At 62.3% G+C, this 22128-nt stretch carries 19 protein-coding genes and 2 pseudogenes; 11 read left to right on the forward strand and 10 right to left on the reverse strand.

The window, feature by feature from the left end:
• Positions 1 to 8 precede the first annotated feature (8 nt).
• The 5 genes from scpA to AC3WMA_RS23195 are packed head-to-tail and all read right to left on the reverse strand — an operon-like array spanning position 9 to position 7955.
• Positions 9 to 2171 carry a methylmalonyl-CoA mutase gene (gene scpA, locus AC3WMA_RS23175; protein ID WP_076442341.1) on the reverse strand — a complete coding sequence of 721 codons (2163 nt, stop codon included), beginning with the start codon at positions 2169 to 2171 and terminating at the stop codon, positions 9 to 11.
• Positions 2168 to 4153 carry a methylmalonyl-CoA mutase subunit beta gene (locus tag AC3WMA_RS23180; RefSeq protein WP_076442342.1) on the reverse strand — a complete coding sequence of 662 codons (1986 nt, stop codon included), beginning with the start codon at positions 4151 to 4153 and terminating at the stop codon, positions 2168 to 2170. Before AC3WMA_RS23180 ends, scpA begins: the two co-directional genes overlap by 4 nt.
• Entirely contained in the window at positions 4150 to 6150 is a 2001-nt protein-coding gene (locus AC3WMA_RS23185; RefSeq protein WP_076442344.1) for an acetyl-CoA carboxylase biotin carboxylase subunit, read from the reverse strand. Before AC3WMA_RS23185 ends, AC3WMA_RS23180 begins: the two co-directional genes overlap by 4 nt.
• Before the next feature lie 43 nt (positions 6151 to 6193).
• Positions 6194 to 6412 carry a hypothetical protein gene (locus AC3WMA_RS23190; RefSeq protein ID WP_139333861.1) on the reverse strand — a complete coding sequence of 73 codons (219 nt, stop codon included), beginning with the start codon at positions 6410 to 6412 and terminating at the stop codon, positions 6194 to 6196.
• A gap of 13 nt (positions 6413 to 6425) precedes the next feature.
• Positions 6426 to 7955, reverse strand: a complete 1530-nt coding sequence (locus tag AC3WMA_RS23195) for an acyl-CoA carboxylase subunit beta (RefSeq protein ID WP_076442347.1) — start codon at positions 7953 to 7955, stop codon at positions 6426 to 6428.
• Positions 7956 to 8068: 113 nt separating this feature from the next.
• On the opposite strand from AC3WMA_RS23195, the gene AC3WMA_RS23200 reads away from it, so the two are divergent.
• On the forward strand, positions 8069 to 9499 hold the full coding sequence (locus AC3WMA_RS23200) for a helix-turn-helix domain-containing protein (protein WP_076442348.1): 1431 nt from the start codon (positions 8069 to 8071) through the stop codon (positions 9497 to 9499).
• Positions 9500 to 9572: 73 nt separating this feature from the next.
• Here the strand turns inward: AC3WMA_RS23200 and AC3WMA_RS23205 are convergent.
• The 4 genes and pseudogenes from AC3WMA_RS23205 to AC3WMA_RS23220 form a co-directional block, all read right to left on the reverse strand.
• A pseudogene (locus AC3WMA_RS23205) lies at positions 9573 to 10387 on the reverse strand (IS5 family transposase).
• Between the two features lie 83 nt (positions 10388 to 10470).
• A pseudogene (locus AC3WMA_RS23210) lies at positions 10471 to 10626 on the reverse strand (transposase); the annotation flags it as partial.
• Between the two features lie 70 nt (positions 10627 to 10696).
• On the reverse strand, positions 10697 to 11215 hold the full coding sequence (locus AC3WMA_RS23215) for a flavin reductase family protein (RefSeq protein WP_076442353.1): 519 nt from the start codon (positions 11213 to 11215) through the stop codon (positions 10697 to 10699).
• 89 nt (positions 11216 to 11304) lie between these two features.
• Positions 11305 to 11889, reverse strand: coding sequence for a MarR family winged helix-turn-helix transcriptional regulator (locus tag AC3WMA_RS23220; protein WP_076442355.1), 585 nt, complete (start codon positions 11887 to 11889; stop codon positions 11305 to 11307).
• 268 nt (positions 11890 to 12157) lie between these two features.
• Between AC3WMA_RS23220 and AC3WMA_RS23225 the strand changes: the two genes are divergently transcribed.
• The 9 genes from AC3WMA_RS23225 (at position 12158) to AC3WMA_RS23265 (ending at position 20512) form a co-directional block, all read left to right on the forward strand.
• Positions 12158 to 13345 carry an ABC transporter substrate-binding protein gene (locus AC3WMA_RS23225; RefSeq protein WP_076442382.1) on the forward strand — a complete coding sequence of 396 codons (1188 nt, stop codon included), beginning with the start codon at positions 12158 to 12160 and terminating at the stop codon, positions 13343 to 13345.
• An 11-nt stretch (positions 13346 to 13356) separates the two neighbouring features.
• On the forward strand, positions 13357 to 14229 hold the full coding sequence (locus AC3WMA_RS23230) for a branched-chain amino acid ABC transporter permease (protein ID WP_076442357.1): 873 nt from the start codon (positions 13357 to 13359) through the stop codon (positions 14227 to 14229).
• Complete coding sequence (locus AC3WMA_RS23235) at positions 14226 to 15251, forward strand: branched-chain amino acid ABC transporter permease (RefSeq protein ID WP_076442358.1); 1026 nt, start codon at positions 14226 to 14228, stop codon at positions 15249 to 15251. The genes AC3WMA_RS23230 and AC3WMA_RS23235 overlap by 4 nt, the downstream gene beginning before the upstream one ends.
• Positions 15248 to 16000, forward strand: a complete 753-nt coding sequence (locus tag AC3WMA_RS23240; RefSeq protein ID WP_492287649.1) for an ABC transporter ATP-binding protein — start codon at positions 15248 to 15250, stop codon at positions 15998 to 16000. The genes AC3WMA_RS23235 and AC3WMA_RS23240 overlap by 4 nt, the downstream gene beginning before the upstream one ends.
• Positions 15993 to 16715, forward strand: coding sequence for an ABC transporter ATP-binding protein (locus AC3WMA_RS23245; RefSeq protein ID WP_076442362.1), 723 nt, complete (start codon positions 15993 to 15995; stop codon positions 16713 to 16715). Before AC3WMA_RS23240 ends, AC3WMA_RS23245 begins: the two co-directional genes overlap by 8 nt.
• A 104-nt stretch (positions 16716 to 16819) precedes the next feature.
• Positions 16820 to 18289: a 4-hydroxyphenylacetate 3-hydroxylase family protein gene (locus tag AC3WMA_RS23250; protein ID WP_076442364.1), complete on the forward strand. Its 1470-nt coding sequence runs from the start codon at positions 16820 to 16822 to the stop codon at positions 18287 to 18289.
• 34 nt (positions 18290 to 18323) lie between these two features.
• On the forward strand, positions 18324 to 18839 hold the full coding sequence (locus AC3WMA_RS23255; RefSeq protein WP_076442366.1) for a cupin domain-containing protein: 516 nt from the start codon (positions 18324 to 18326) through the stop codon (positions 18837 to 18839).
• Between the two features lie 51 nt (positions 18840 to 18890).
• On the forward strand, positions 18891 to 19715 hold the full coding sequence (locus AC3WMA_RS23260; protein ID WP_076442368.1) for an alpha/beta fold hydrolase: 825 nt from the start codon (positions 18891 to 18893) through the stop codon (positions 19713 to 19715).
• Positions 19712 to 20512 carry an aspartate dehydrogenase gene (locus tag AC3WMA_RS23265; protein ID WP_076442370.1) on the forward strand — a complete coding sequence of 267 codons (801 nt, stop codon included), beginning with the start codon at positions 19712 to 19714 and terminating at the stop codon, positions 20510 to 20512. The genes AC3WMA_RS23260 and AC3WMA_RS23265 overlap by 4 nt, the downstream gene beginning before the upstream one ends.
• A gap of 52 nt (positions 20513 to 20564) precedes the next feature.
• On the opposite strand, the gene AC3WMA_RS23270 is transcribed toward AC3WMA_RS23265, so the two are convergent.
• Positions 20565 to 21453, reverse strand: a protein-coding gene (locus tag AC3WMA_RS23270; RefSeq protein WP_280174209.1) for an IS630 family transposase whose coding sequence is annotated in 2 segments (ribosomal slippage) — positions 20565 to 21170 and positions 21172 to 21453 — 888 coding nt in all. Because the reading frame shifts where the segments join, the coding sequence is not laid out codon by codon here.
• A 354-nt stretch (positions 21454 to 21807) separates the two neighbouring features.
• Between AC3WMA_RS23270 and AC3WMA_RS23275 the strand changes: the two genes are divergently transcribed.
• Positions 21808 to 22128 (forward strand): DUF6538 domain-containing protein, encoded by a 321-nt coding sequence (locus tag AC3WMA_RS23275; protein WP_492287737.1) that lies wholly within the window; start codon positions 21808 to 21810, stop codon positions 22126 to 22128.

Consider the following 22128-nt stretch of genomic DNA (forward strand, 5'->3'; position numbering starts at 1 on the left):
GTATTCTCCTACTCTGCCGCGGTTCGCTGGGCGTAGCCGAGGCGCTCGTTCAGTTCCTGCAGCAGCTTCTCGGCGGCGTCCGCAATGACCGTTCCGGGCGGGAAGATCGCCGAGGCGCCGGCTTCGATCAGCGCTTCGAAATCCTGCGGCGGGATGACGCCGCCGACGACGATCATGATGTCGGGCCGGCCGGCCTTGGCGAGCGCGGCCTTCAATTCCGGCACCAGCGTCAGATGCCCCGCCGCCAGCGACGAGACGCCGACGATATGCACGTCGTTCTCGACCGCCTGCCGCGCTGCTTCGTCGGGCGTTGCGAAAAGCGGGCCGATATCGACGTCGAAGCCGAGATCGGCGAAGGCCGAGGCGATGACCTTCTGGCCGCGATCGTGCCCGTCCTGGCCCATCTTGGCGACGAGGATGCGCGGGCGGCGCCCGTCCGCCTCCTCGAAGGCCTCGCACATCAATTGGACGCGCGTGACGGCTGGGTTCATCTCGCCGACCTCCCGCTTGTAGACCCCCGAGATCGCCTTGATCTCGGCCCGGTGGCGTCCGAAGACCTGTTCCATCGCCATGGAAATCTCGCCGACGGTGGCCTTGGCCCGGGCGGCCTTGACCGCAAGATCGAGCAGGTTGCCGTTGCCGGCCGCGCCATTGGTCAGTGCGGTCAGCGCAGCCTCGACCTCGGTCTCGTTCCGCTCCGCCTTGAGGCGTTTCAGCTTGTCGAGCTGCTGGGCGCGTACCGCGGCATTGTCGACCTTGAGCACGTCGATCGCCGCTTCGTTGTCGGGCTTGTAGCAGTTGACGCCGATGATCGCCTGCTGGCCGCCATCGATGCGCGCCTGCGTCTTGGCGGCGGCCTCCTCGATGCGCAGCTTCGGGATGCCGGCCTCGATCGCCTTGGCCATGCCACCCAGTTTCTCGACCTCCTGGATATGGCCCCAGGCCTTCTCGGCGAGCTCGGCGGTCAGCCGCTCGACATAATAGGAGCCGCCCCAGGGATCGATGATCCGAGTCGTGCCGCTCTCCTGCTGCAGCAGAATCTGGGTGTTGCGGGCGATGCGGGCAGAGAAATCGGTCGGCAGCGCCAAGGCCTCGTCGAGCGCGTTGGTGTGCAGCGACTGGGTATGCCCCTGCGTCGCCGCCATCGCCTCGATCATCGTGCGTGGCACGTTGTTGAACACGTCCTGCGCCGTCAGCGACCAGCCGGATGTCTGGCAATGGGTGCGCAGCGGCAGCGACTTCTCGTTCTGCGCGCCGAAATCCTTGACGAGCTTGGCCCAGATCAGCCGGGCGGCGCGCATCTTGGCGACTTCCATGAAGAAGTTCATGCCGATGGCCCAGAAGAACGACAGGCGCGGCGCGAAGACGTCGACCGAAAGCCCAGCCCGCTGGCCGGCGCGGATATATTCGACGCCATCCGCCAGCGTGTAGCCGAGCTCGAGGTCCTGCGTCGCCCCAGCCTCCTGCATATGGTAGCCGGAGATCGAGATCGAATTGAACTTCGGCATATTCGCCGAGGTGAAGGCGAAGATGTCGCCGATGATCCGCATCGAGGGCGAGGGCGGGTAGATATAGGTGTTGCGGACCATGAACTCCTTGAGGATGTCGTTCTGGATGGTCCCCGAGAGCTTGGCCTGCGGCACGCCCTGTTCTTCCGCGGCGACGATATAGAGCGCCAGCACCGGCAGCACCGCGCCGTTCATCGTCATCGACACGCTCATCTGGTCGAGCGGGATGCCGGAGAACAGCGTGCGCATGTCGTAGATCGAGTCGATCGCGACACCGGCCATGCCGACATCGCCGGCGACGCGCGGATGGTCGGAATCATAGCCGCGATGCGTCGCAAGATCGAAGGCGACCGAGAGCCCCTTCTGCCCGGCGGCGAGGTTCCTCCGGTAGAAGGCGTTCGAATCCTCGGCCGTGGAGAAGCCGGCATATTGCCGGATCGTCCAGGGCTGGTTGACATACATGGTCGGGTAGGGGCCGCGCAGATAGGGCGCGACGCCGGGCAGCGTCTCGACGAAGGGCAGGCCGTCACGGTCGGCGGCGGTGTAGACCGGCTTGACCGGGATATCCTCGGGCGTCTGCCAACTCTCGCCCGTGGGCAACGCGCTGGCGGCGGGGCGAGCCCCGGCAAAGGCGAGCTTCGTGAAATCCGGGATCGCGGTCATGACTGACTCCCGCTTCGGGCGAATGCCTGTGCCCATTCAAGAGCTTCAGGTGCATCGCAGCCCGTAAAAATCGTCCAAGTTACCCCGCTCTTTTTCAGCCGTTGGCCGTCTTCCGGCCGGCCGGCGAGCCAGACGGTGGCGCCGGCCGTGGCGAGAGCCTCGGCAGCCGCCGCGCCCTCGGCGGCATAGGCCGCATCCGAGCCGCAGAGGCAGGCGAGCTTCGCGCCCGAGGCACGGAAGGCGCCCACAAGCGCATCGAGATCGGTCACGCCCTCCTTGGCAAAGCCGTCGCCGCTAGAGGCCGCCAGACCGCCCGCCTCGAACAGATTGCGGGCGAAGCCGGCCTGCGCGGTGAAATCGGCGATCGGGCCTAGCGTCGCCAGGAAGACGGCCGGGCGCTTCGGCTGGGCGTCGGCCTTGTCGCGCAGCGCCTCGAACGGCTCCGCCAGCCGGAGCGAGGGCAGCCGCTCCGCACGCAAGCCGTCAGCGGGTCCGGCCAGAGCGTCGGCACGGCCGGCGCCGTCGACGAAGGAGCGGATGATCTCGCCCTGGTTGCGCTCGGCCAGGCTGCCCTGCACGCGCTTGCCGTCGAGCTTGACCGGCGCGACGGCGAGCACCTTGGCGATTTCCTCGCGGATATTCGGGAATTCGCTAGTTCCGGTGATCGGTTCGCGACGCGTGGCCACGGCCTTGGCGCGAGCGGCGCGCTGTTCGGCGAGCACCTTCTGGAGATGGCCTTCGACCAGGGACGCGACGATGCCGCCGAGATTGCCGCTGCGCCGCCGCTCGATCTCCTGGAAAGCCTGCCAGCCTTGTTCGCAAAGCGCCTGCGTCAGTGTCTCGAAGCCGCCAGCGCCGGCGGCGGGATCAGCGACGCGCCAGAGATTGCTCTCCTCCAGCAGGATGAGCTGGGTGTTGCGGGCGACGCGGCGCGCGAAGGCATCGGGCAGGCCGAGCGCGGCGGTGAAGGGCTGGACGGCGATCGAATCGGCACCGCCGACCCCGGCCGCGAATGCGGCGACGGTGCCGCGCAGCAGGTTGACGTTCGGATCGCGCTTCGTCAGCGAGCGCCAGGCGGTCTCGGCATGGATGCGGGCCGGCTTCGGCGTCAGGCCGCAGGCTTGCTGGATGCGGTTCCAGAGCAGGCGGGCGGCCCGGAATTTCGCCACCGTCAGGAACTCGTCGGTATCCGCGACCAGCGTGAAAGCCAGCGCATCGCGCGCCTCGGACAGGGGCATGCCCTGCATTTCGAGCGTACGCAGATAGGCGACGGCGGTCGCGAGCACTGCGCCGAGTTCCTGCGCCTCGCTAGCGCCAGCCTCGTGATAGGGGCGGCTGTCGACTTCGATGAACGGCCCGGCGAAGCCGCGCTCCTTCAGCGTGCGGATCGTCGCCGCCAGCCGGCGGCCCAGCTCCGGCCAGGGCGCGGCGAGCGTGCCGCGGCCGGCGAAGACGCCGATCGGATCGAGGCCGAAGGAGACCGAGAGCTCGCTCGGCGCATGGCCGCGCTTCTGGATCAGGGCGGCGAGCAGGAGGGCGTTGATACGGGCCTGCGGGGCAGGGTCGAGCCGCAGATGGATCAGGTCCAGCATCATGCCCTGCAGCGCGGTATCGAGCGCCGCGACATCGTCGGCGAGAAGGCCGTAGCCGCGGGCTGCCTGCGCGCCGGCAAAGCTGATCGTCAGGGTGTCGGCTCCTCCCTCAAGATCGGCGAGGGCCAGCGTGCGTGCCTCGCTCGGCTTCGGGTGATCAAGCCGGGCAGCGACTTGCCAGCGCCCGGCCTCGGCCCGCAGGGCGCGTTGGGGCGCGGCGGCGGCAAGATAGAGCGGCTCGATGCGAATGCCGTCGGCAGTGCGCCCAACGAGCTTCTTCTCGAAATCGGCGCCTTTCAGGACCTTGTCGACCGCTGCACGCCACGCGTCATGAGACGGCGCCGCGAAAGCGTCGAGATAGGGAAGGTCGGATGGAGCAGCCGAGTTCATGCGAATTCCATGATCACGGCATCGACCGCGAGCGAGTCGCCCTCCTTCGCCAGGATCTTGGCGATGGTGACGTCCTTCTCGGCGCGCAGCACGTTCTCCATCTTCATCGCCTCGACCATGGCGAGCGGCTCGCCGGCCTTGACCTCCTGCCCCCCGGTCACCGAGATCGCCTTGACCAGCCCCGGCATCGGGCAGAGCAGGAACTTGCCGGTATCGGCCGCGACCTTCTCGGGCATCAGCGCGGCCAATTCGGCCTCGCGCTGCGTATAGACATGGGCGTTGGCATAGGCGCCGGCATGGCCGAGCGCGACGCCATTCAGGATCGGCCGGACCTGCGCCGCGACCTTCACGCCGTCGAGCGTGCCGTGCCAGACCGGCTCGCCCGGCACCCAGTCGCTGACGACGCTGATGCTGCCGGCCGGGAAGGCGATGACGACCGCCCCGCCCTGCTCCGTGACCTCGCCCTCGAAGCGCTCCGCCCCGAGCTGGACGATGCGCTGCCGATCGAAGGAGACCTTGCGCCAGCCCTCCATCTGCGCCGAGACGTTGCGCTTGCGCTGGTTCATGCGGTGGTCGCAGGCGATGGCGATCGCCGCCATGTGCTGCGCGGTTTCGCCCTGCGGCACCGGCGGCGAGAAGCCCTCGGGGAACTCCTCGGCGATGAAGCCGGTCGAGAGATTGCCGGCGATCCAGCGCGGATGCTGCATCACCGCGGCGACGAAGGGAATGTTGTGGCGGATGCCGTCGATGGCGAAGGCATCGAGCGCGCGCGCCTGCGCCTTGATCGCGGCCTCGCGCGTCGGCGCATGGGTCACGAGCTTAGCGATCATCGGGTCGTAATAGATCGAGATCTCGCCGCCCTCGAAGACGCCGGTATCGTTGCGCACCATGGCCTCGCCATCCGGCCCCTCGCTCGGCGGGCGATAGGTCACGAGCCGTCCGGTCGAAGGCAGGAAATTGCGCGTCGGGTCCTCGGCATAGACGCGGCTCTCCACCGCCCAGCCATCGAGCTTCACATCCGCCTGCGCGATCGCGAGCTTCTCGCCGAAGGCTACCCGGATCATCTGTTCGACGAGGTCGATGCCGGTGATCATCTCGGTCACGGGATGCTCGACCTGGAGACGGGTGTTCATCTCGAGGAAGTAGAACGACTTGTCCTGCCCGGCGACGAACTCGACCGTGCCGGCCGAGTCGTAGTTCACGGCCTTGGCCAGCGCGACCGCCTGCTCGCCCATCTTGCGACGGGTCGCCTCGTCGAGCAGCGGCGACGGCGCCTCCTCCAGAACCTTCTGGTTGCGGCGCTGGATCGAGCATTCGCGCTCGCCGAGATAGATGACGTTGCCGTGCTTGTCGCCGAGGACCTGGATCTCGATATGGCGGGGATCGACGATGAACTTCTCGACGAAGACGCGATCGTCGCCGAAGGAGGACGCCGCTTCCGACTTGGCGCGGGCGAAGCCCTCCGCCACCTCGCCGGCCGAATGGGCGATGCGCATGCCCTTGCCGCCGCCGCCGGCCGAGGCCTTGATCATCACGGGATAGCCGATCTCGTCGGCGATGGTCACGGCATGCTCGGGGCTCTCGATGATGCCGAGGAAGCCCGGAACGGTCGAAACCTTGGCGGCAGCCGCCGCCTTCTTCGATTCGATCTTGTCGCCCATCGCGGCGATCGCGCCGGGATTGGGGCCGATGAAGACGATGCCGTTATCCTTGAGCGCCTGCGCGAAGGCCTCGCGCTCGGAGAGGAAGCCGTAGCCGGGATGCACGGCCTCGGCACCGGTTGCCTTGCAGGCCTCGATGATCTTGTCGATCAGCAGATAGGACTGGGCGGCGGGGGCTGCGCCGATATGCACGGCCTCATCGGCCATCTCGACATGCAGCGCATCGCGATCCGCGTCGGAATAGACGGCGACGGTCTTGATGCCCATCCGCCGCGCCGTCTTGATGACACGGCAGGCGATCTCGCCGCGGTTCGCGATCAGAATCTTCGAGAACATGCGCTGGTCTTCTTCAACTAAGGAAATCAACAAGAGGTCGAACTCAGCTCAGGTCGCCACGCCCGCTCTGTGAGAGATAGCGTGATCGGCTCATCTGGTTTTCAGCCGCGGGGTCCAAGCTGCTCGCGAGCCAGAGGAGCTCGGACACTTCATCGAGCATGTCTGCGGCCTGACGTGGGTCCGATGCCCGGTCGACCACCTCGATCAGCCTCTCCGCCAAGTTTTCGACGTTTGCCTCAGGGACGGGGTGACGATCGGTCATCGGCTGCCTCATCTCAGAGCGGAATGTTGTCGTGCTTACGCCAGGGGCGTTCGACGCTCTTGGTGCGGAGCATGGCGAGTGCCCGGGCGATGCGGCGGCGGGTCGAGTGCGGCATGATCACCTCGTCGATATAGCCGCGCTCGGCCGCGACGAAGGGCGACATGAAGCGGTCTTCGTATTCCTTGGTCTGGCGCGCGATGGTTTCGGCGTCGCCACCGCGGAAGATGATCTCGACCGCGCCCTTGGCGCCCATCACCGCGATCTGCGCCGTCGGCCAGGCATAGTTCACATCGGCGCCGATATGCTTCGAGGCCATCACGTCATAGGCCCCGCCGAAGGCCTTGCGCGTGATGATCGTGACCAGCGGCACGGTGCATTCGCTATAGGCGAAGAGCAGCTTGGCGCCATGCTTGATCAGCCCGCCATATTCCTGCGCCGTGCCGGGCAGGAAGCCGGGAACGTCGACGAGCGAGACGATCGGGATCTCGAAGGCGTCGCAATAGCGCACGAAGCGGGCGGCCTTGCGCGAGGCGTCGGAGTCGAGCACGCCGGCCAGCACCATCGGCTGGTTGGCGACGATGCCGACGGTGCGGCCTTCGACGCGGCCGAAGCCGGTGACGATATTGCCGGCATAGGCCTGCTGGATCTCGAAGAAGTCGCCCTCGTCGACCGTCTTCAGGATCAGCTCCTTGATATCGTAGGGCTTGTTCGGATTGTCCGGAACCAGCGTGTCGAGGCTCATGTCGACGCGATCGGGCACGTCGAAGGACGGCCATTCCGGCACGCCGGCCGTGTTGTTGGCGGGCAGGAAGTCGAGCAGGCGGCGCACCTGCAGCAGCGCCTCGACATCGTTCTCGAAGGAGCCGTCGGCGACCGAGGACTTGGAGGTATGGACCTTGGCGCCGCCGAGCTCCTCGGAGGTCACCGTCTCGTTGGTGACGGTCTTCACCACCTCCGGACCGGTGACGAACATGTAGGAGGTGTCGCGGACCATGAAGATGAAGTCGGTCATCGCCGGGGAATAGACGTCGCCACCGGCGCAGGGGCCCATGATCACCGAGATCTGGGGAATGACGCCCGAAGCCTGCACATTCCGCTTGAAGACCTCGCCATAGCCGCCGAGCGCCGCGACGCCCTCCTGGATGCGGGCGCCGCCGGCATCGAACAGGCCGACGATCGGCGCGCGCATCTTCAGCGCCATGTCCTGGATCTTGATGATCTTCTGGGCGTGGGTCTCGGAGAGCGAGCCGCCGAAGACGGTGAAGTCCTTGGAGAAGACGAAGACGGTGCGGCCGTTGACGGTGCCCCAGCCGGTGACGACGCCGTCGCCGGGGATCTTCTCGGCCTTGTCCATGCCGAAATCGACGGCGCGATGCTGCACGAACATGTCGAACTCCTCGAAGGAGTCCTTGTCGAGCAGGAGCACGATGCGTTCGCGGGCGGTGAGCTTGCCGCGCTTGTGCTGCGCCTCGATGCGTCGCTCGCCGCCGCCCTTGCGGGCGCCCTCGCGGCGGGTTTCGAGCTGTTCGAGGATGTCCTTCATGGCATAATCGCAGTCCGGCAGTGGTACGTTTCGCCTGAAATAGGGCACGCGGCGTTGCTCGTCTCGGCAATCCGTGCCAATTTGCAAAATTGCGAAACAGGCAAATTTGCAAAATGAAACGCAAGATTTTCGCCGGCCCGGCCGTCCGCAGATTGCGGGAGGAAGCGGGCTGGCCACAGCAAATCCTAGCCCGGAAGATCGGCATTTCACCGAGCTACCTGAACCAAATCGAACGGTCGCAGCGACCGCTCAGCGCCGCCGTCCTCGTGGAGCTGACGCGGGTCTTTCGCGTAGACGTCTCGCAAATCTCGAACAGCGACGGGGACCGGCTGCTGATCGATTTGCAAGATGCCCTATCCGATCCGATCCTCGCTCACCCTGCCCCCCCATCAGTCGAATTGCAGGCGGCCATCCAGCATGCGCCCAGCATCGCGAAGGCCGTTATCAGACTCCAGGCCGCCCATCGGGCGCTGGAGGACAAGTACCAGGCATTGGACCAGACCTTGTTACACTCGGAAGCGAGCCCCGCGGCCAGCACCCTCGCCTTTCCCTATGACGAGGTGCGCGATTTCTTCCACCGGATTGGCAATTATGTCGATGATCTGGACCGGCAGGCGGAGACGACCCAAGTGGAGCTCGGCGCCGATGTCTCCGCCCTGCCCGGCGCCCTGATCGACCGGCTCGAGTTGCGCCACCGGCTCTCGGTCGAAATCGACCGGTCCTTAGGGTTGGATCGGCCGATCAGACAGTTCGACCGGGCTTCCCGAACCTTGCGCATCGACGGCTGCACCGACGCTCCCAGCCAAACCTTCGCGCTTGCTCACCAACTAGCCCTGTTCGAGGCGCAGGACGTTACGACGGAGGTTCTGGCGCAGGCCGGCTTCCGCAGCGCGAGCGCCAACGCCGTCTGCTCGGTCGCCCTCGCCAACTACTTCGCCGGCGCGCTCATGCTGCCCTATCGGAAATTCCTGGATGACGCCCGGCTGCATCGACACGACCTCGGCGTCCTGATGCATCTTTTCGGGGCGAGCCTCGAACAGGTGGCGCACCGCCTCTCCACCTTGCAGCGGCCCGGCGCGCGGGGCGTGCCGTTCTATTTTCTTCGCATTGACCGCGCCGGAAACATCACCAAGCGCCACAGCGCGACCCGCCTGCGCTTTGCGCGCTATGGTGGAGCCTGCCCGCTCTGGAATGTGCACCAGGCCTTCGAAACGCCTGACCGCATGCTCGCGCAGATCGCGGAGATGCCCGACGGGACGCGGTATCTCTCGCTGGCGCAAGCAATCACGAAAGCTGGGATCGGACATAGCGCCGCGCGTCGGCGCTATGCGATCGGGTTGGGCTGCGAATTGGCGGACGCCGGCCAGCTCGTCTATGCGGACGAGCTCGATACCAAGAACCTCAAATCCATCGTCCAGATTGGGACGAGCTGCCGGCTCTGTGAACGGTCCACCTGCTCGCAACGGGCTTTCCCGCCGGCCGGTGCGTCGATCCAGATCGATCCCGACATTCGCAAAGCCGTCCCGTACCGGCTGATTGATTAAACAACCAAGAACATCCAACCGTTAAAGCAGAGCTGTTCACTGAATAGCTCCGAGTTTCGTGGACGCCATCGGGCTAGCGCCCGTGGACAAATGGTATCCATAGTTTGACTGCGGCAATAGCGACGAAGCCGAGGTAGGATTCTTTGGTCTTGTCGTAGCGGGTCGCGACGCGTCGCCAGTTCTTGAGCTTGTTGAAGAGCCGCTCGATCTGGTTGCGCCATTTGTATTTGGCTTTGTCGTGCGGGATGGGCTCGCGCCGATTGCTCTTTGCCGGGATGACGGCTTCGATGTCGGCCTCAGCGATCTCCTCGCGAATGGCGTCTGCATCATAGCCCTTGTCAGCGAGGAACGCCTCGATCCGGTCGGAAATCATCCGGAAAAGGGGCGCAAAGCCCTGGATGTCGTGGGTTTGCCCGGGCGTCAGGAGGAAACCGAGCGGACGGCCTTTTGCATCGCATCGGGCATGGAGCTTGGTGGTGAAGCCGCCGCGCGATCGGCCAAGCGCCTCGGCCTCCTGAGACCCCTTTTTATGCCGACCGCACAATGATGCGCCCGGACAATCGTGCTGTCGATCATGTCGGCGCTTCGATCCCGCTCGACCAGTTCGGCCAGGGTTTCGAGCATCGCCTCGAATACGCCGGTCTCGACCCAGCGGCGGTAACGGCGGAAGACGCTGTTCCACTTGCCATATTCGTCAGGCAGATGCCGCCATTGTGCGCCGGTGCGCGCCATCCACATCATGCCTTCGAAATAGCGTCGATTGTCCTGGGCAGGGCGGCAGCCGCGCCCTCGTTCAGCAGGAAGAAGCGGACCGATCAGCGCCCATTCCTCGCCCGTCAAACCAATCCATTCGCCCAAGGCTGCCTCCAAAGAGGAGCCTTGAATCAAAACCGGATTCCGCAGTCAACCTTTGTCCACGAGCGCTAGATAACGTGCTGTCGTCCGAACTCGACGGGTGACAGCATCCCGTTCGCGTAAAGCGTCTTCACGTCGATCACCGGAGCTGGCGCTGCGACCTTCGCCTCGCCATCGAAGACGCCCACAGCCCCGTCGAGAAGCGGATTGCGCCACGGCATGATCTGGCTCGGATGAACATCGAACTGCCGTGCCAGCTCGACGATCGTCTTTCCGAGGACGCGACATGCGGCATCGAAACAACGATGCTCAGGCATCGAGATTCAGCTCGCTACTGCGCCGTCAGAGACTGCAACTGGCCGCATTCAGCGTGGCGTATTGCGAGCCAAAAAAGAGCAGCGGGTCTGGCAGATCCCCCAGACGGGCCAGTGTCAGCTCCCCGAGAAGAATGGAATGATCGCCAGCCTTGACGGCGATGTGCCGACGACATTCCAGGACCGCTACGCTCGGCTCGATAACTCGGATGCCCAGTTCGGTCGTCCGATAGGGTACATCCTCCCACGCTTTGTCACCGGCCTTTGCAAACCGTTGCGAGATCGCCCGTTGCCCGGCTCCCAGGATACTGATGCAGAAGTGTGGCGCCGTCTCCAGAGCCGGACCGCAGCGCAAATGCTTACCCAGGCAGATCGAGATCAAAGGCGGATCGAGCGATACCGACGAAAAGGAGTTCATCGTGACGGCCAAGTGCTCGTTGCCCGTGCGCGCTGTGACGACTACGACACCTGTCGCAAATCGCCCGAGGACCTGTCTGAGATCCGGGAGCGGGTTCAAACGTACGCTGTCCTGGCTGGAATCGCCCATGCTCGTTTCCCCATGAAGCTTTTGCGTGGCGGTTGGCGCCATCGCCTCATTGGGTAATTATTTATATAAGTTAGTTATATATGTCTATCTCATTTTTCCTGCGATCTTTGCCAGGGACCGCGCGCTGAAGGCTCCGGCTTCCATTGCGGCGATTCCAGATGATGAACAGCGACCTCAAGGTCCCTGACGAGCGCTTTCACGAGGCGCTGGAGCGATTGAGCGTCAGCGGCGTCGAACGAACCAAAGATGGCATCGTTCGTCATCATGCGGATGGTTGAGACCTTTTTGACGTGTTCAACTCCTTCTTCCGTCAGCGATAGCAAGGAACTGCGCCTATCATTGTCGTCCGGCCGCTTGGCCACATATCCAGCTTTGATCAGCTTATTGATCTCGACGGTGATAAATGGACCGGAGACGTGCAGCTTCGTCGACAGGTCGCGTACGGTGGTCTCGCGCAGTTCGGCGATAGCGACCATCATGCTGTATTGCGGTCCCGATACGCCGATATAGGCGCCGTAGTATTCTCGCGCCTTCAGCATCAGCGCTGAAACCTGGAGCAGGCCGTAGATCGTCTGTCGGAAGCCCGCGTCGCAGCCATCCTTCAAGAAGGTCGGAAGCGAGGTGCTGAGCGGGGGGAAGCGTTCGTGCTTCTCTTGTGGTTCGACTTTTTTCACGACACCGTATTCTCTGATTTTGGCTTCGTGTCAGCGAAGCCCTACGTCCACGTCGATCAACCATACTTCAAGCGCCTCTTTGGCGCCAGAAAGTTATCAAACCTACATAATTTAGTTTCCTAGCTTTCTCCTCTTGAGTGAGAGTCCGCGACCGCGCAGCGCGTCACTGCCAGCGCCCTAAAAAATAGATTGAAATTATATAATTTACCTATCTAATAGCCCCTGCAGACACCTGCCATGAGAGCAGCGAAACACGAAGGGGATGGACATGATACTCACCCACAGATTGGTCGGGCTTGTGGCCTTGTGTGCGCTTGCAGCGCCATCCGTCAGCGCGGATACCGTCGTAAAGGTTGGATCGGTGCTTGCGTTGACGGGGCCCTTTGCCTCGATGGGCGAGGGCGTCGACAGAGGCGCGGCGCTCTACATGAAGCTGAACAGGGACAAGCTGCCCAAAGGAGTCAGCATCGAACTTATTCGGCGGGACAATGCCGGGCCCAATCCGACAGCAGCGAAGCGCCTGGTCCAGGAAATGGTTGTCCGGGATCAGATCAAATACCTGACGGGGGCGATTTTCACGCCTGATGCCGCAGCCATCGCTCCGCTCGCGACGGAGGCGAAGCTGCCCTTCATCCTGCCGAATGCGTCGACGTCCAGTCTGACCAGGATGTCGCCGTATATTGTCCGCGTCTCCCTGACCCAGTGGCAGCTTGCCTATCCCATGGGCGAGTGGGCTGCCAAGAAAGGCTACAAAACAGCTTACATCGTGGTGGCTGATTACGCCCCCGGACACGACACCCAGGAAGCCTTTACCCGAGCCTTTGTCGGCAAGGGAGGGCAGATTACCGGCGTGCTTCGTATACCGCAGAACGTGACGGATTTTGCTCCCTACATGCAGCGCATAAAGGACGCTAAGCCCGATATGGTTTTCATGTACATCAACTCCCGCATCGCTGCCCTCAAGGCATATGAAGCGGCTGGATTGAAGGCGGCCGGAATCCAGTTGATGGGGCCAGGCGACCTTCTGAACGACGACGAGATGCCAGCGATCGGCACCGCCGCGGAGGGGGTGATCACAGGCGGTATCTACACTTCCAATCTGGTCGACCCGAGTCCGCAGAACGTCGCTTTTCTCAAAGCCTGGGCGACCGAGTACGGAGCGGACAACAAGCCAAGCTATCTCGGTGTCACCGGTTGGGATTCGATGGATATGATCTTCAGCGCCATCGCCAAGCTCGGACCGGACGCCAAGCCGGAAGCCATCCTGGAGTTTCTTTCCAACTGGAAGAGTGACTCGGGAGCCCGCGGGGCGATCTCGATTGATCCGAAAACGCGCGATATCGTTCAATCCGTCGTCGTCAATCGAATGGAAAACATCGACGGGAAAATGATGAACCGGCGAATTGATGTCATTCCCGACGTCAAGGATCCGTGGAAAATCATCAATCCTGAATAGGGCTCCTCGTCATGGCTCTGTTCCAAACAGTGCTCGGCGTGCTTCTGCACGGCCTCGCCTATGCGATGGTTCTCTACCTGATCTCCGTTGGCCTGTCGGTCACGATGGGCCTGCTCGGGATTGCGAATCTTGCCCACGGTATATTCGCCATGGCAGGCGGCTACCTAACGATGACACTTTTGTCTGCGCAGGGATGGTCTCTGCCGCTTGCGCTGGCAGTCTCGTTTCTCGGCATCGCTACGCTCGGAGCGATCATGGAGCGTTTGCTTTATGCAAGGCTCCATGGAGCTTCCGAACTGGATCAGGTTCTCTTCTCGATCGGGCTGATTTTCATCGGCACGGCCGCTTTTCAGTATGTCTTTGGCCCGCTCGCCATTCGTGTTTCGCTGCCAGCAGCTTTGCGTGGTGCGATCAGTTTCGGGGAATTCTCCTTCCCGACCTACCGTGCCTTGTTGATCGTCAGCGGCGTTGCGGTTTTCGCGGCGCTTTGGCTTTCGATCGAGCACACACTCATTGGCGCCCGGGTGCGGGCCACGGTCGAAAACCCGACGATGGCCAAGACCCTCGGAGTCAACACGCGACTCCTCTACACTGGGGTCTTCGCGCTCGGCTCCGGGCTGGCGGCACTGGGAGGCTCCCTCGGCGCGGAGCTGATCCCGCTGTTCCCGAACTATGCCAGCGTGCATCTCGCGAGCTTTCTGATCGTTGTCGCCGTTGGCGGGCTGGGAACGATCAAGGGGCCGTTCTTTGCGGCGATCTTGCTCGGTGTGGCCGATACGGCCTGCAAACTCATCGCGCCGGACATGGCGGCATTTTTCACCTACGCGGCTGTTTTTGCGATTTTGACCGTCAAGCCCAACGGCCTCTTTGGAATAGCCAAATGAACTCGTCTCTGAAGGCTTCGATCATTGACGCCCATCAGCGCCGTGACAGGCTTCACCCGTACGAGGTGCTGCCCTGGCTCACTGCCGCGTTGATTTTCTTTCTGTTCCCGCAGTTTCTGAACCTTGGCGCCCACGTCCTCGTCACGATCATATTCGTCCTGTCGATGGATCTTTTGATCGGCTATGCTGGAATTGTGACGCTCGGACACGCCGCATTCTATGGTGCCGGCGCCTACGCTGCGGGCATCCTTTGTGTTTCGGCCGGGATCAACGAACCTTTCACCGGACTGGCTGTCGGGACAATTGTCGGCGGGGTCGTCGGCATTCTGTCAGGGCTCATGATCCTGCGGACCCGAGGTCTTGCCCTTCTGATCTTGAGCTTGGCCCTGCTGTTGTTGCTCCAGGAAGCGGCGAACCAAGCTTCGGCCTGGACCGGCGGAGCCGATGGGCTTTCGGGAATGTCGATGGCCCCCCTGTTTGGAAAATATCGCTTCGGCCTCGACGGAAAGGTCATCTACCTCTACTCCCTCGGCGTCCTCTTCGTTTGCTGGCTGTTTCTGCGAATGCTGCTGGCGACGCCCTTTGGACGTTCTGTCGTCGGGATTCGCGAGAATGCGGTTCGGATGGCCGCGATCGGTGCCAACGTGAGACGCCGCGAACTCGCGATCTTCACGATTGCGGCTGCCATGGCTGGCCTGGCGGGCGCATTGGCGGCCCAGATCGATCAGTTCGTCTCGCTCAACATGTTGAGTTTCGAATTGTCCGGAATGGTTCTGGTCATTCTGGCACTTGGCGGAGTTAGTCGGCTGTACGGGGCATTTCTCGGGACACCCGTATTCTTCATCGCGCAGGATTATCTATCCAAGGACAATCCCGTATACTGGAATTTTTGGCTTGGGTTGCTGCTTGTCGCGATCGTCCTGTTCGCGCGTGGCGGAGTTTTGGGAATTCTCGCCCGCGGTTTTGGCCGCATGCGGTTGCAACCTGCCGCGTCTTCCGCGCTAAGCCAGGCTCGGTCATGACCGCTTTGCTTGCGACACAGGCCCTCTGTAAGAGCTTCGGCCCGCTGGTTGTCACGGATCATGTCGATTTCGTCCTGTGGCCCGCCGCAAGACACGCGCTGATTGGGCCGAATGGCGCTGGAAAGACCACTTTCGTCAACCTGCTCACCGGGAATCTCAGGCCAACGAGTGGCACGATCTCCCTCCTCGGCGAGGATGTGACGTCCCTGTCCTTCGACAGCCGCGTCAGAAAGGGCTTGGTCAGGACATTTCAGATCAACCAGCTCCTGATGGCCCTGAGCGTTCTTGAGAACGTCCAGCTGGCAGTTCTCGAGCGCGAGCGTGTCGGCTCACGGCCGCTTCCCGCCGTTGCCGTCCAGAGAAGAGCAGCCGAAGAGGCGCTGGACCTGCTGGAAGCCTTCGGCCTGGCAGAAGTTGCCCTCGATCGCGTCGCGACTTTGCCCTACGGCCGGCAACGTCTGGTTGAAGTCGTCGTTGCGATGGCCATGCGCCCCAAAGTGCTCCTCCTGGACGAGCCCGCGGCCGGCGTGCCTCCATCCGATTCCCGAAAAATGATGGAACTCATCGGCAGTCTTCCTGGCGACATGGCCGTCCTGATTATCGAGCACGACATGGACCTGGTGTTTCGTTTCGCCCAGGAAATTACCGTCCTCGCGCAGGGAGCCGTGCTTTGTCAGGGCAATCCTGGTCAGATCGTGGACAATCCCCTCGTCCGAGAAGTTTACCTGGGGACCCAATCTCATGGCTGAGCGCGGCGAACTTCCCCTCCTTGCATGCGAAAACCTGCGTGCCGGATGGGGCGAGACGGAAGTGCTGAACGGCGTCGGCTTCGATCTGAATGCCGGCGAAACGATAGCGATTCTCGGGCGCAACGGCGTAGGCAAGACCACGTTGCTGTCGACGATTATGGGGCGTGCCCGCTTTCGCGGTGGGTCTGTACGCTTTGACGGCGTCGCGCTGGGCAATCGATCGATCGAGGCGCGGAGCCGCAGCGGGATTGGCCTCGTCCCGCAAGAACGCGAGATCTTCCGAAGCCTCACCGTCGAAGAGAACCTCCGTATTGCAGGGCGCTCCCGCGCTGAAGGCATCGATCAGGTGTACGATCTGTTTCCACGCCTCGCTGAGCGCCGCCGCAACATGGGCGGCCATTTGTCCGGAGGCGAACAGCAGATGCTGGCGATCGCGCGTGCGCTCATGGCCGAACCCAAGTTGCTCATGCTGGATGAGCCGATGGAGGGGCTTGCACCGGTCATCGTCGAGATGTTGATCGCTGCGATCAACAAGATCAGGGACGAGCGCCGGATCGCGATCCTGTTGGTGGAACAGCATGTCTCGATCGCGCTGTCGCTTGCGCATCGCGCCGTGGTTCTCGATCACGGCACGATTGTCTACGACAACGGCCGGGACCGCGATCCCGATCATGACCAGATCGAACAGCTGATCGCACTTCGTCACGCGGCCTGAAGCGTCACAGGCGATTTTGCGCTGGACGTCCTTTATCAATTTATATAACTAAGTTATATAATAATGATATCCAACTAACCAGGCACTACGACGGGGAGCATGCGATGATTCTGAGCGGCCGGGACTATCTGGAGAGCATCAGGGACGGGCGGACGATCTATGTCGGTGGCGAGCAGATCAAGGACGCGACGACCCACCCGGCATTTCGCGGGGCGGCGCAGACTTTCGCAGCCATCTACGATCTGAAGGCCTCGCCCGAACTCCGCGACGAGATGACTTTCGAGGAAGGCGGCGAGCGCTTCTCGATGCACTATCTGCAACCGAGAACCCAGGAGGATCTGCGCCGGCGTCATCGTGCCCATCGCCGCATCACCGATTTCACGCTTGGTCTGATGGGGAGGACGCCGGATACCGTTGCCAGCAGCATCACGGGCATGACGCTCGCCCGCGAGGTGTTTGAGCGGCCAGGCGGCTATGCCGACAACCTCGAAAACATCTATCGGCATATGCGCCGCAATGACGTCTTCTGCACTTACGCGATCGTGCCTCCGCAGGGCGCGCGCAGCAAGGAATTCTACAACAACAAGGTGCGGCAACCGGCCCTTCAGGTCACTGCGGAGGATGACCGCGGCGTGACGTTGAATGGCATGAAAATGCTCGCAACCAGCGCTGCATACGCGCATGAAGTTCTCATCGGCAATGTGATGCCGCTGGACGCGGCCCGCCGGAAGGAAGCTATCACCTGCGTCATCCCCCTGAATTTGCCGGGGCTTTCACTTTGGGCCCGCCGGCCGTTCAACCGCAGCGGCGAAGCTGAGTTCGATGCCCCGCTGACCGCAAGATACGACGAATCCGACTGCATGCTCGTCTTCAAGGATGTACATGTGCCGTGGGAGAAGGTCATCGTTCACGACGACGCGGAACTCTCTCGTAATATTTACCATCATACCCCCGCGCATGTGATCGCCAACCATCAGTGCATGGTCCGGTTTTCGACCAAGATGAGGACGTTCCTCGGAATGGCGAACCTGATCACGCGAGCCACCGGAGCGCATGAGATTCCCGCTGTTCGCGAAGTTCTGGGCAGACTGGCCGCGGCCGAGGCGGGCTTCAGCGCGATGGTAGCCGGTCAGATCGAGAATTACGAGAAGGTCGGCGACTCCGGTGTAATGTACGGGCGGCGCGAGCTCTACGGGGCAATCCATTGGGCCATGGAGCAGCACAGCGCCATCATCGACACGCTTCGAGAGTTGATGGGGGGCGGGCATTTTCAGTTCCCCGCGGACATCGGCATTCTTCAGAATGAGGAATTGGCCGAGACTTTTCAGGAGCTCTGGGCCTCCGGCGCAATCTCCGCCGTCGATCGAATGCGCGTGTTCAAATTCGCGTGGGATCTCATCGGATCGGATCTCGCCAGCCGGGCTACATCCTATGAAAAGTTCTTCGTTGGGCCGGCCTTCGCCGTCAGGAACTACAATTTCATCTATACGCCCTGGGATCGCTTCAGCAGCTCCATCGAGGACGCCATGGCTCGCTACGACGCGCCTATGCCCCTTGGAATTGCCGCTCAGTAAATCGCGTGAACCCAGTTAAACAGCGGAGTGATCGATGACCACGCAACAGAGCGAGAGCAAAGCGATCGTCTTGGGACCCGATGACGGGGACAGCTTTTGGCAACCTCTCCCCGCCAACGGCTTCGTTCGCAATCTCCTGAACACGGCGAAAACCGGTGGCGCTGCCCAATTCTCGATGGGGACCCAGACGGTCGCAGCAAACAGCTTCATCCGTGAACACACGCATGAGGATCATGAAGAGATCATCTTTGTTCTCCAGGGGCGGGGCATTGCCAGGATTGAAGGCGTCGATCATCCGCTGGAGGCAGGATCCTGCGCCTACATCGGATCGGGGATAAAGCACCATTTCCTCAACCCCAATGACGAGCCGCTAAGCTTCACAGTCTTGCTGATGCCGGGTGGTTTGGATGATTTCTTTGCCAGAATCGGACGGGCAAAGACGCCTGGAGACACGGCGCCCGAACCCTTTCCGCGCCCAGAGAACATCGCTGAAATCGAGCGGGAAACCGTGTTCGGGTGGGTCGATTCCAGCTTCAACCAGAAGAAATAGGCAATTCGCATTGGGCGCCGGAACGGCGCCCAATGTTCTTGGAGACCGGGAATGAATCTCCGGCAATGGGCAGATGACGTAGCCGTGGAGGCTGTCACCCCCGATGGCGCCAACCTCAAGGGGTGGATGCGAGGATCGAGCTCGCGGACCTTGCTTCTTGTCAGTGGCCTGGGTGGAAGCGCAGCATTCTGGCGTGCAGCTTCCGCTGCGCTCGCACGCGACTTGCAGGTCCTGCGCTTTGACCAGAGAGGCATCGGGCACAGCACGCGCGGAACGGCAGAGTGCACGATCCGCACACTGGCGGAGGACTGCCTGACCATGTTGGATGCAGCGGGCATCGAGCGCTGCGTCGTTCTCGGGCACTCGACTGGCGGCTGCATTGCCCAAACATTGACTTGCGTCGCACCCGACAGATTCGAGGGGGCGATCCTGAGCGGGACCTGGCTGAAGCCCGGCGCCTACATGCAGAGCCTTTTCGATGCGCGCCGGGAACTCCTGACTGTTTCTCCGGCAGCCTACGCGGTCAACGCGACGCTAATCTCCTATCCGCCGGACTGGCTTCAGAAGAACATGCAGGTCGTTGCAGCATCTCGCGCAAACGCCCCGGCCTCGGCTGAGGCCCGAGCCATCGTCGAGCAGCGAATTGAGGCGTTGCTGGCATTCGACGGGACCGAACAAGCCTCTCAGCTTCAGCTTCCCATCCAAGTGTTCAGCGCCCGCGACGATCTCGTCATTCCGTCGTTCATGCAAGACGAATTGGTCGCTGCGTTGCCGCAGGCGAGTCTCGTGAACTTCAGGCAAGGAGGGCATTTTTTCCCCGTGTCGCGTCATGACGCTTTCGTCAGGAAAGTCCGTTCTTGGATCAAAAAACTATGAAGAAGAACATCGTAACAATAGGTTTTGGATCGATAGCTGCCGACCTCATTCAACAACTGCAAGCCCAGAGCACGCGCTACGCCGTTGCAGTGCTGTTGCGGCCCGGGTCTCAATCTCGAAGCCGTGTGCCAACTGATATCGCAGTTCTCGAGGATATCGCCCAGGTCTGCGAATTCGCACCTGATCTTGTCGTAGAGGCGGCAGGCCACCAATCGGTACGCGACACCGTCCCCGCTCTGCTGGCCGCCGGTTTCCCGGTTCTACTGTCATCAATTGGCGCGCTAGGTGATGACGAATTCCGCAGCCGCCTCGAATGGACGGCAATGGAGCATGGAACTCGTATCATGCTCGCGTCCGGGGCTCTTGGCGCGCTTGACTACGTTCGAGCTGTTCGAGATGCGCGAGAGCCCGTCATTACGTACGAGTCCCGCAAGCCGGTGAAGGCGTGGGAAGCCGAACTTCGGCAACTCGGGCAGGAGCCCGAAACCTTGTCCGAATCGATCACCCTTTTTGAAGGAAGTGCGCGTCAGGCAGCGGCCGCGTATCCGCAGAACCTAAACGTCGCCGCCGCCCTTGCTCTCGCTGGGACCGGTTTCGAAGGAATACGGGTCAAGGTGGTCTGCGATCCCGAGTTGCAAAGCAACGTGCATCTGGTGCGTGTCGATAGCGAGCTGGGATCATTCGAGGCGAGAATCGCCAACTCCCCGTCGAAGTCGAACCCCAAGAGCTCACAAATCGTTGCTCACTCGCTCCATTCGGCGATTGGCCAGTTCTTTGCTCCGATAGTCATTCTATAGGGTATGGCGATCAGCACTGCCCGAACGAGCTATACTCTGGAACGTTTCCGGTTTAATCTGGGTCGTAGGCTGCGGCTTTGAAGTAATTTTCGCATTCGGCTGGCGAGAACAGGTCCACGATGGTGCCGACGGCATCCCAAAGGGCGCTGATCGAGCGCTCGGCTCTGGCTCGGAGCATGGCCTTGAGCTTTGCGAAGGCATTCTCGATCGGGTTCATGTCTCGGCTGTAAGGCGACAGGAAGGATAGCGTCGCGCCGGCGTGTTCGATCGCCTCGCGAACGCCGGCGGGCTTGTGAGCAGGCAGGTTATCCATCACGACGACATCGCCCCGTCTCAAGGTCGGAACCAGGACCTGCTCGACATAAGCCAGGAAGGCTGTGCCGTTCATGGCTCCTTCGTAGACGAAAAGGGCGGTCATGCCGCCGAGGCGCAGGGCTCCGGCGAAGGTCGTCGTCTTCCAACGCCCGTGAGGAATGACAGCCCGGCAGCGCTCGCCGCGCGGGGCACGGCCACACAGGCGGCCCATCTTGGTCGACAGGCCAGTCTCGTCGATGAAGACGAGGCGTTGCGGATCGAGATCGGGCTGGGCCTCGAACCAGTCCCGGCGCCGTCTCAGGACGTCGGGGCGCTCCTGCTCCAGTACATGGGCGGACTTTTTTGAACGTCCAGGTATGTGATCGCAGCCGCGCCATCATCTCGTTCAGCGTGATGTCCTGGCGGTCCTCGGTCAGCCCCACGATGAAGGCTTCTTGCGCATCGAGGCGTGATGCACGCCACCGGCCTTGAACACGCGCCGTCGTCTCGCCTAGCCGGGCCCTCGCGATCCAGCGGATCGCCGTCGAGTTTCCGATCCCTAACCGGGCCGCCTGCCGGGCTGAAAGCCCCGTGCTTGAAGCCGTCAAAACACGTCCACGCAGATCATCGCTCAGTGCTCGTGCCATCGCCCACCTCATCAACGATCACGTTGAATCAGCCGGCCGGCGCCACGTCACATCACACTCGATTCAACCAAGTCCGGAACCGCTCTAGCTGGGCAAAGCGAGCATCGGATTGTCCGGAAGCGGACGTTTCGAGAGTCCGTAAAGGGCCCCGACCGGAAGCGTCGAGACGAGGCGGCCTCGGCTTGCGGCAGACTAAATCATATCGCTATTTCAAACACATAAGTGTTCGCAGTTTTATCCTGAATGGCGCGCCGTCAATCTTCCCCTCAATCTCCTCCAAGTGTCTGGCGAGCAGGCGTTTTCTGACGTTGAGCATGCTTGGAGTGTGCCAAGTGGTAGACCAGAAGGCGATTTATACCTTCAAAAAGCGGGGGTGTTTTCTACTTCTCCCGCAGGGTACCGCAATCGCTCCAGCCTCGCTTCGATCAGGCACGCGTCGTCACCTGCCTGCACACCCGTTCGCTGCCTCAGGCGCACAAATCCGCGAACGCTCTCGCATCACAGTTGGAAATGGTCTGGGCTCAAATGTCCCTGGAAGGCGTGCGGCCTATCCGACTTCCGAACCGGCGCCGCCGCTGCGATTCGTACTGTCGACGCCTGGCGTCGCTCCATCGCGCATCACGATCCCGGATCCGCGAATGCGCGATCGAGTTCGACAAGGAAGCGATCGCGTGA

This window comes from Allobosea sp. FW305-C-101 (genome assembly GCF_058783685.1).

Coding starts and splice junctions, on each gene's coding strand:
- scpA (WP_076442341.1), bottom strand. CDS start 2,171: ATGACCGCGATCCCGGATTTCACGAAGCTCGCCTTTGCCGGGGCTCGC.
- AC3WMA_RS23180 (WP_076442342.1), bottom strand. CDS start 4,153: ATGAACTCGGCTGCTCCATCCGACCTTCCCTATCTCGACGCTTTCGCG.
- AC3WMA_RS23185 (WP_076442344.1), bottom strand. CDS start 6,150: ATGTTCTCGAAGATTCTGATCGCGAACCGCGGCGAGATCGCCTGCCGT.
- AC3WMA_RS23190 (WP_139333861.1), bottom strand. CDS start 6,412: ATGACCGATCGTCACCCCGTCCCTGAGGCAAACGTCGAAAACTTGGCG.
- AC3WMA_RS23195 (WP_076442347.1), bottom strand. CDS start 7,955: ATGAAGGACATCCTCGAACAGCTCGAAACCCGCCGCGAGGGCGCCCGC.
- AC3WMA_RS23200 (WP_076442348.1), top strand. CDS start 8,069: ATGAAACGCAAGATTTTCGCCGGCCCGGCCGTCCGCAGATTGCGGGAG.
- AC3WMA_RS23215 (WP_076442353.1), bottom strand. CDS start 11,215: ATGGGCGATTCCAGCCAGGACAGCGTACGTTTGAACCCGCTCCCGGAT.
- AC3WMA_RS23225 (WP_076442382.1), top strand. CDS start 12,158: ATGATACTCACCCACAGATTGGTCGGGCTTGTGGCCTTGTGTGCGCTT.
- AC3WMA_RS23230 (WP_076442357.1), top strand. CDS start 13,357: ATGGCTCTGTTCCAAACAGTGCTCGGCGTGCTTCTGCACGGCCTCGCC.
- AC3WMA_RS23235 (WP_076442358.1), top strand. CDS start 14,226: ATGAACTCGTCTCTGAAGGCTTCGATCATTGACGCCCATCAGCGCCGT.
- AC3WMA_RS23240 (WP_492287649.1), top strand. CDS start 15,248: ATGACCGCTTTGCTTGCGACACAGGCCCTCTGTAAGAGCTTCGGCCCG.
- AC3WMA_RS23245 (WP_076442362.1), top strand. CDS start 15,993: ATGGCTGAGCGCGGCGAACTTCCCCTCCTTGCATGCGAAAACCTGCGT.
- AC3WMA_RS23250 (WP_076442364.1), top strand. CDS start 16,820: ATGATTCTGAGCGGCCGGGACTATCTGGAGAGCATCAGGGACGGGCGG.
- AC3WMA_RS23255 (WP_076442366.1), top strand. CDS start 18,324: ATGACCACGCAACAGAGCGAGAGCAAAGCGATCGTCTTGGGACCCGAT.
- AC3WMA_RS23260 (WP_076442368.1), top strand. CDS start 18,891: ATGAATCTCCGGCAATGGGCAGATGACGTAGCCGTGGAGGCTGTCACC.
- AC3WMA_RS23265 (WP_076442370.1), top strand. CDS start 19,712: ATGAAGAAGAACATCGTAACAATAGGTTTTGGATCGATAGCTGCCGAC.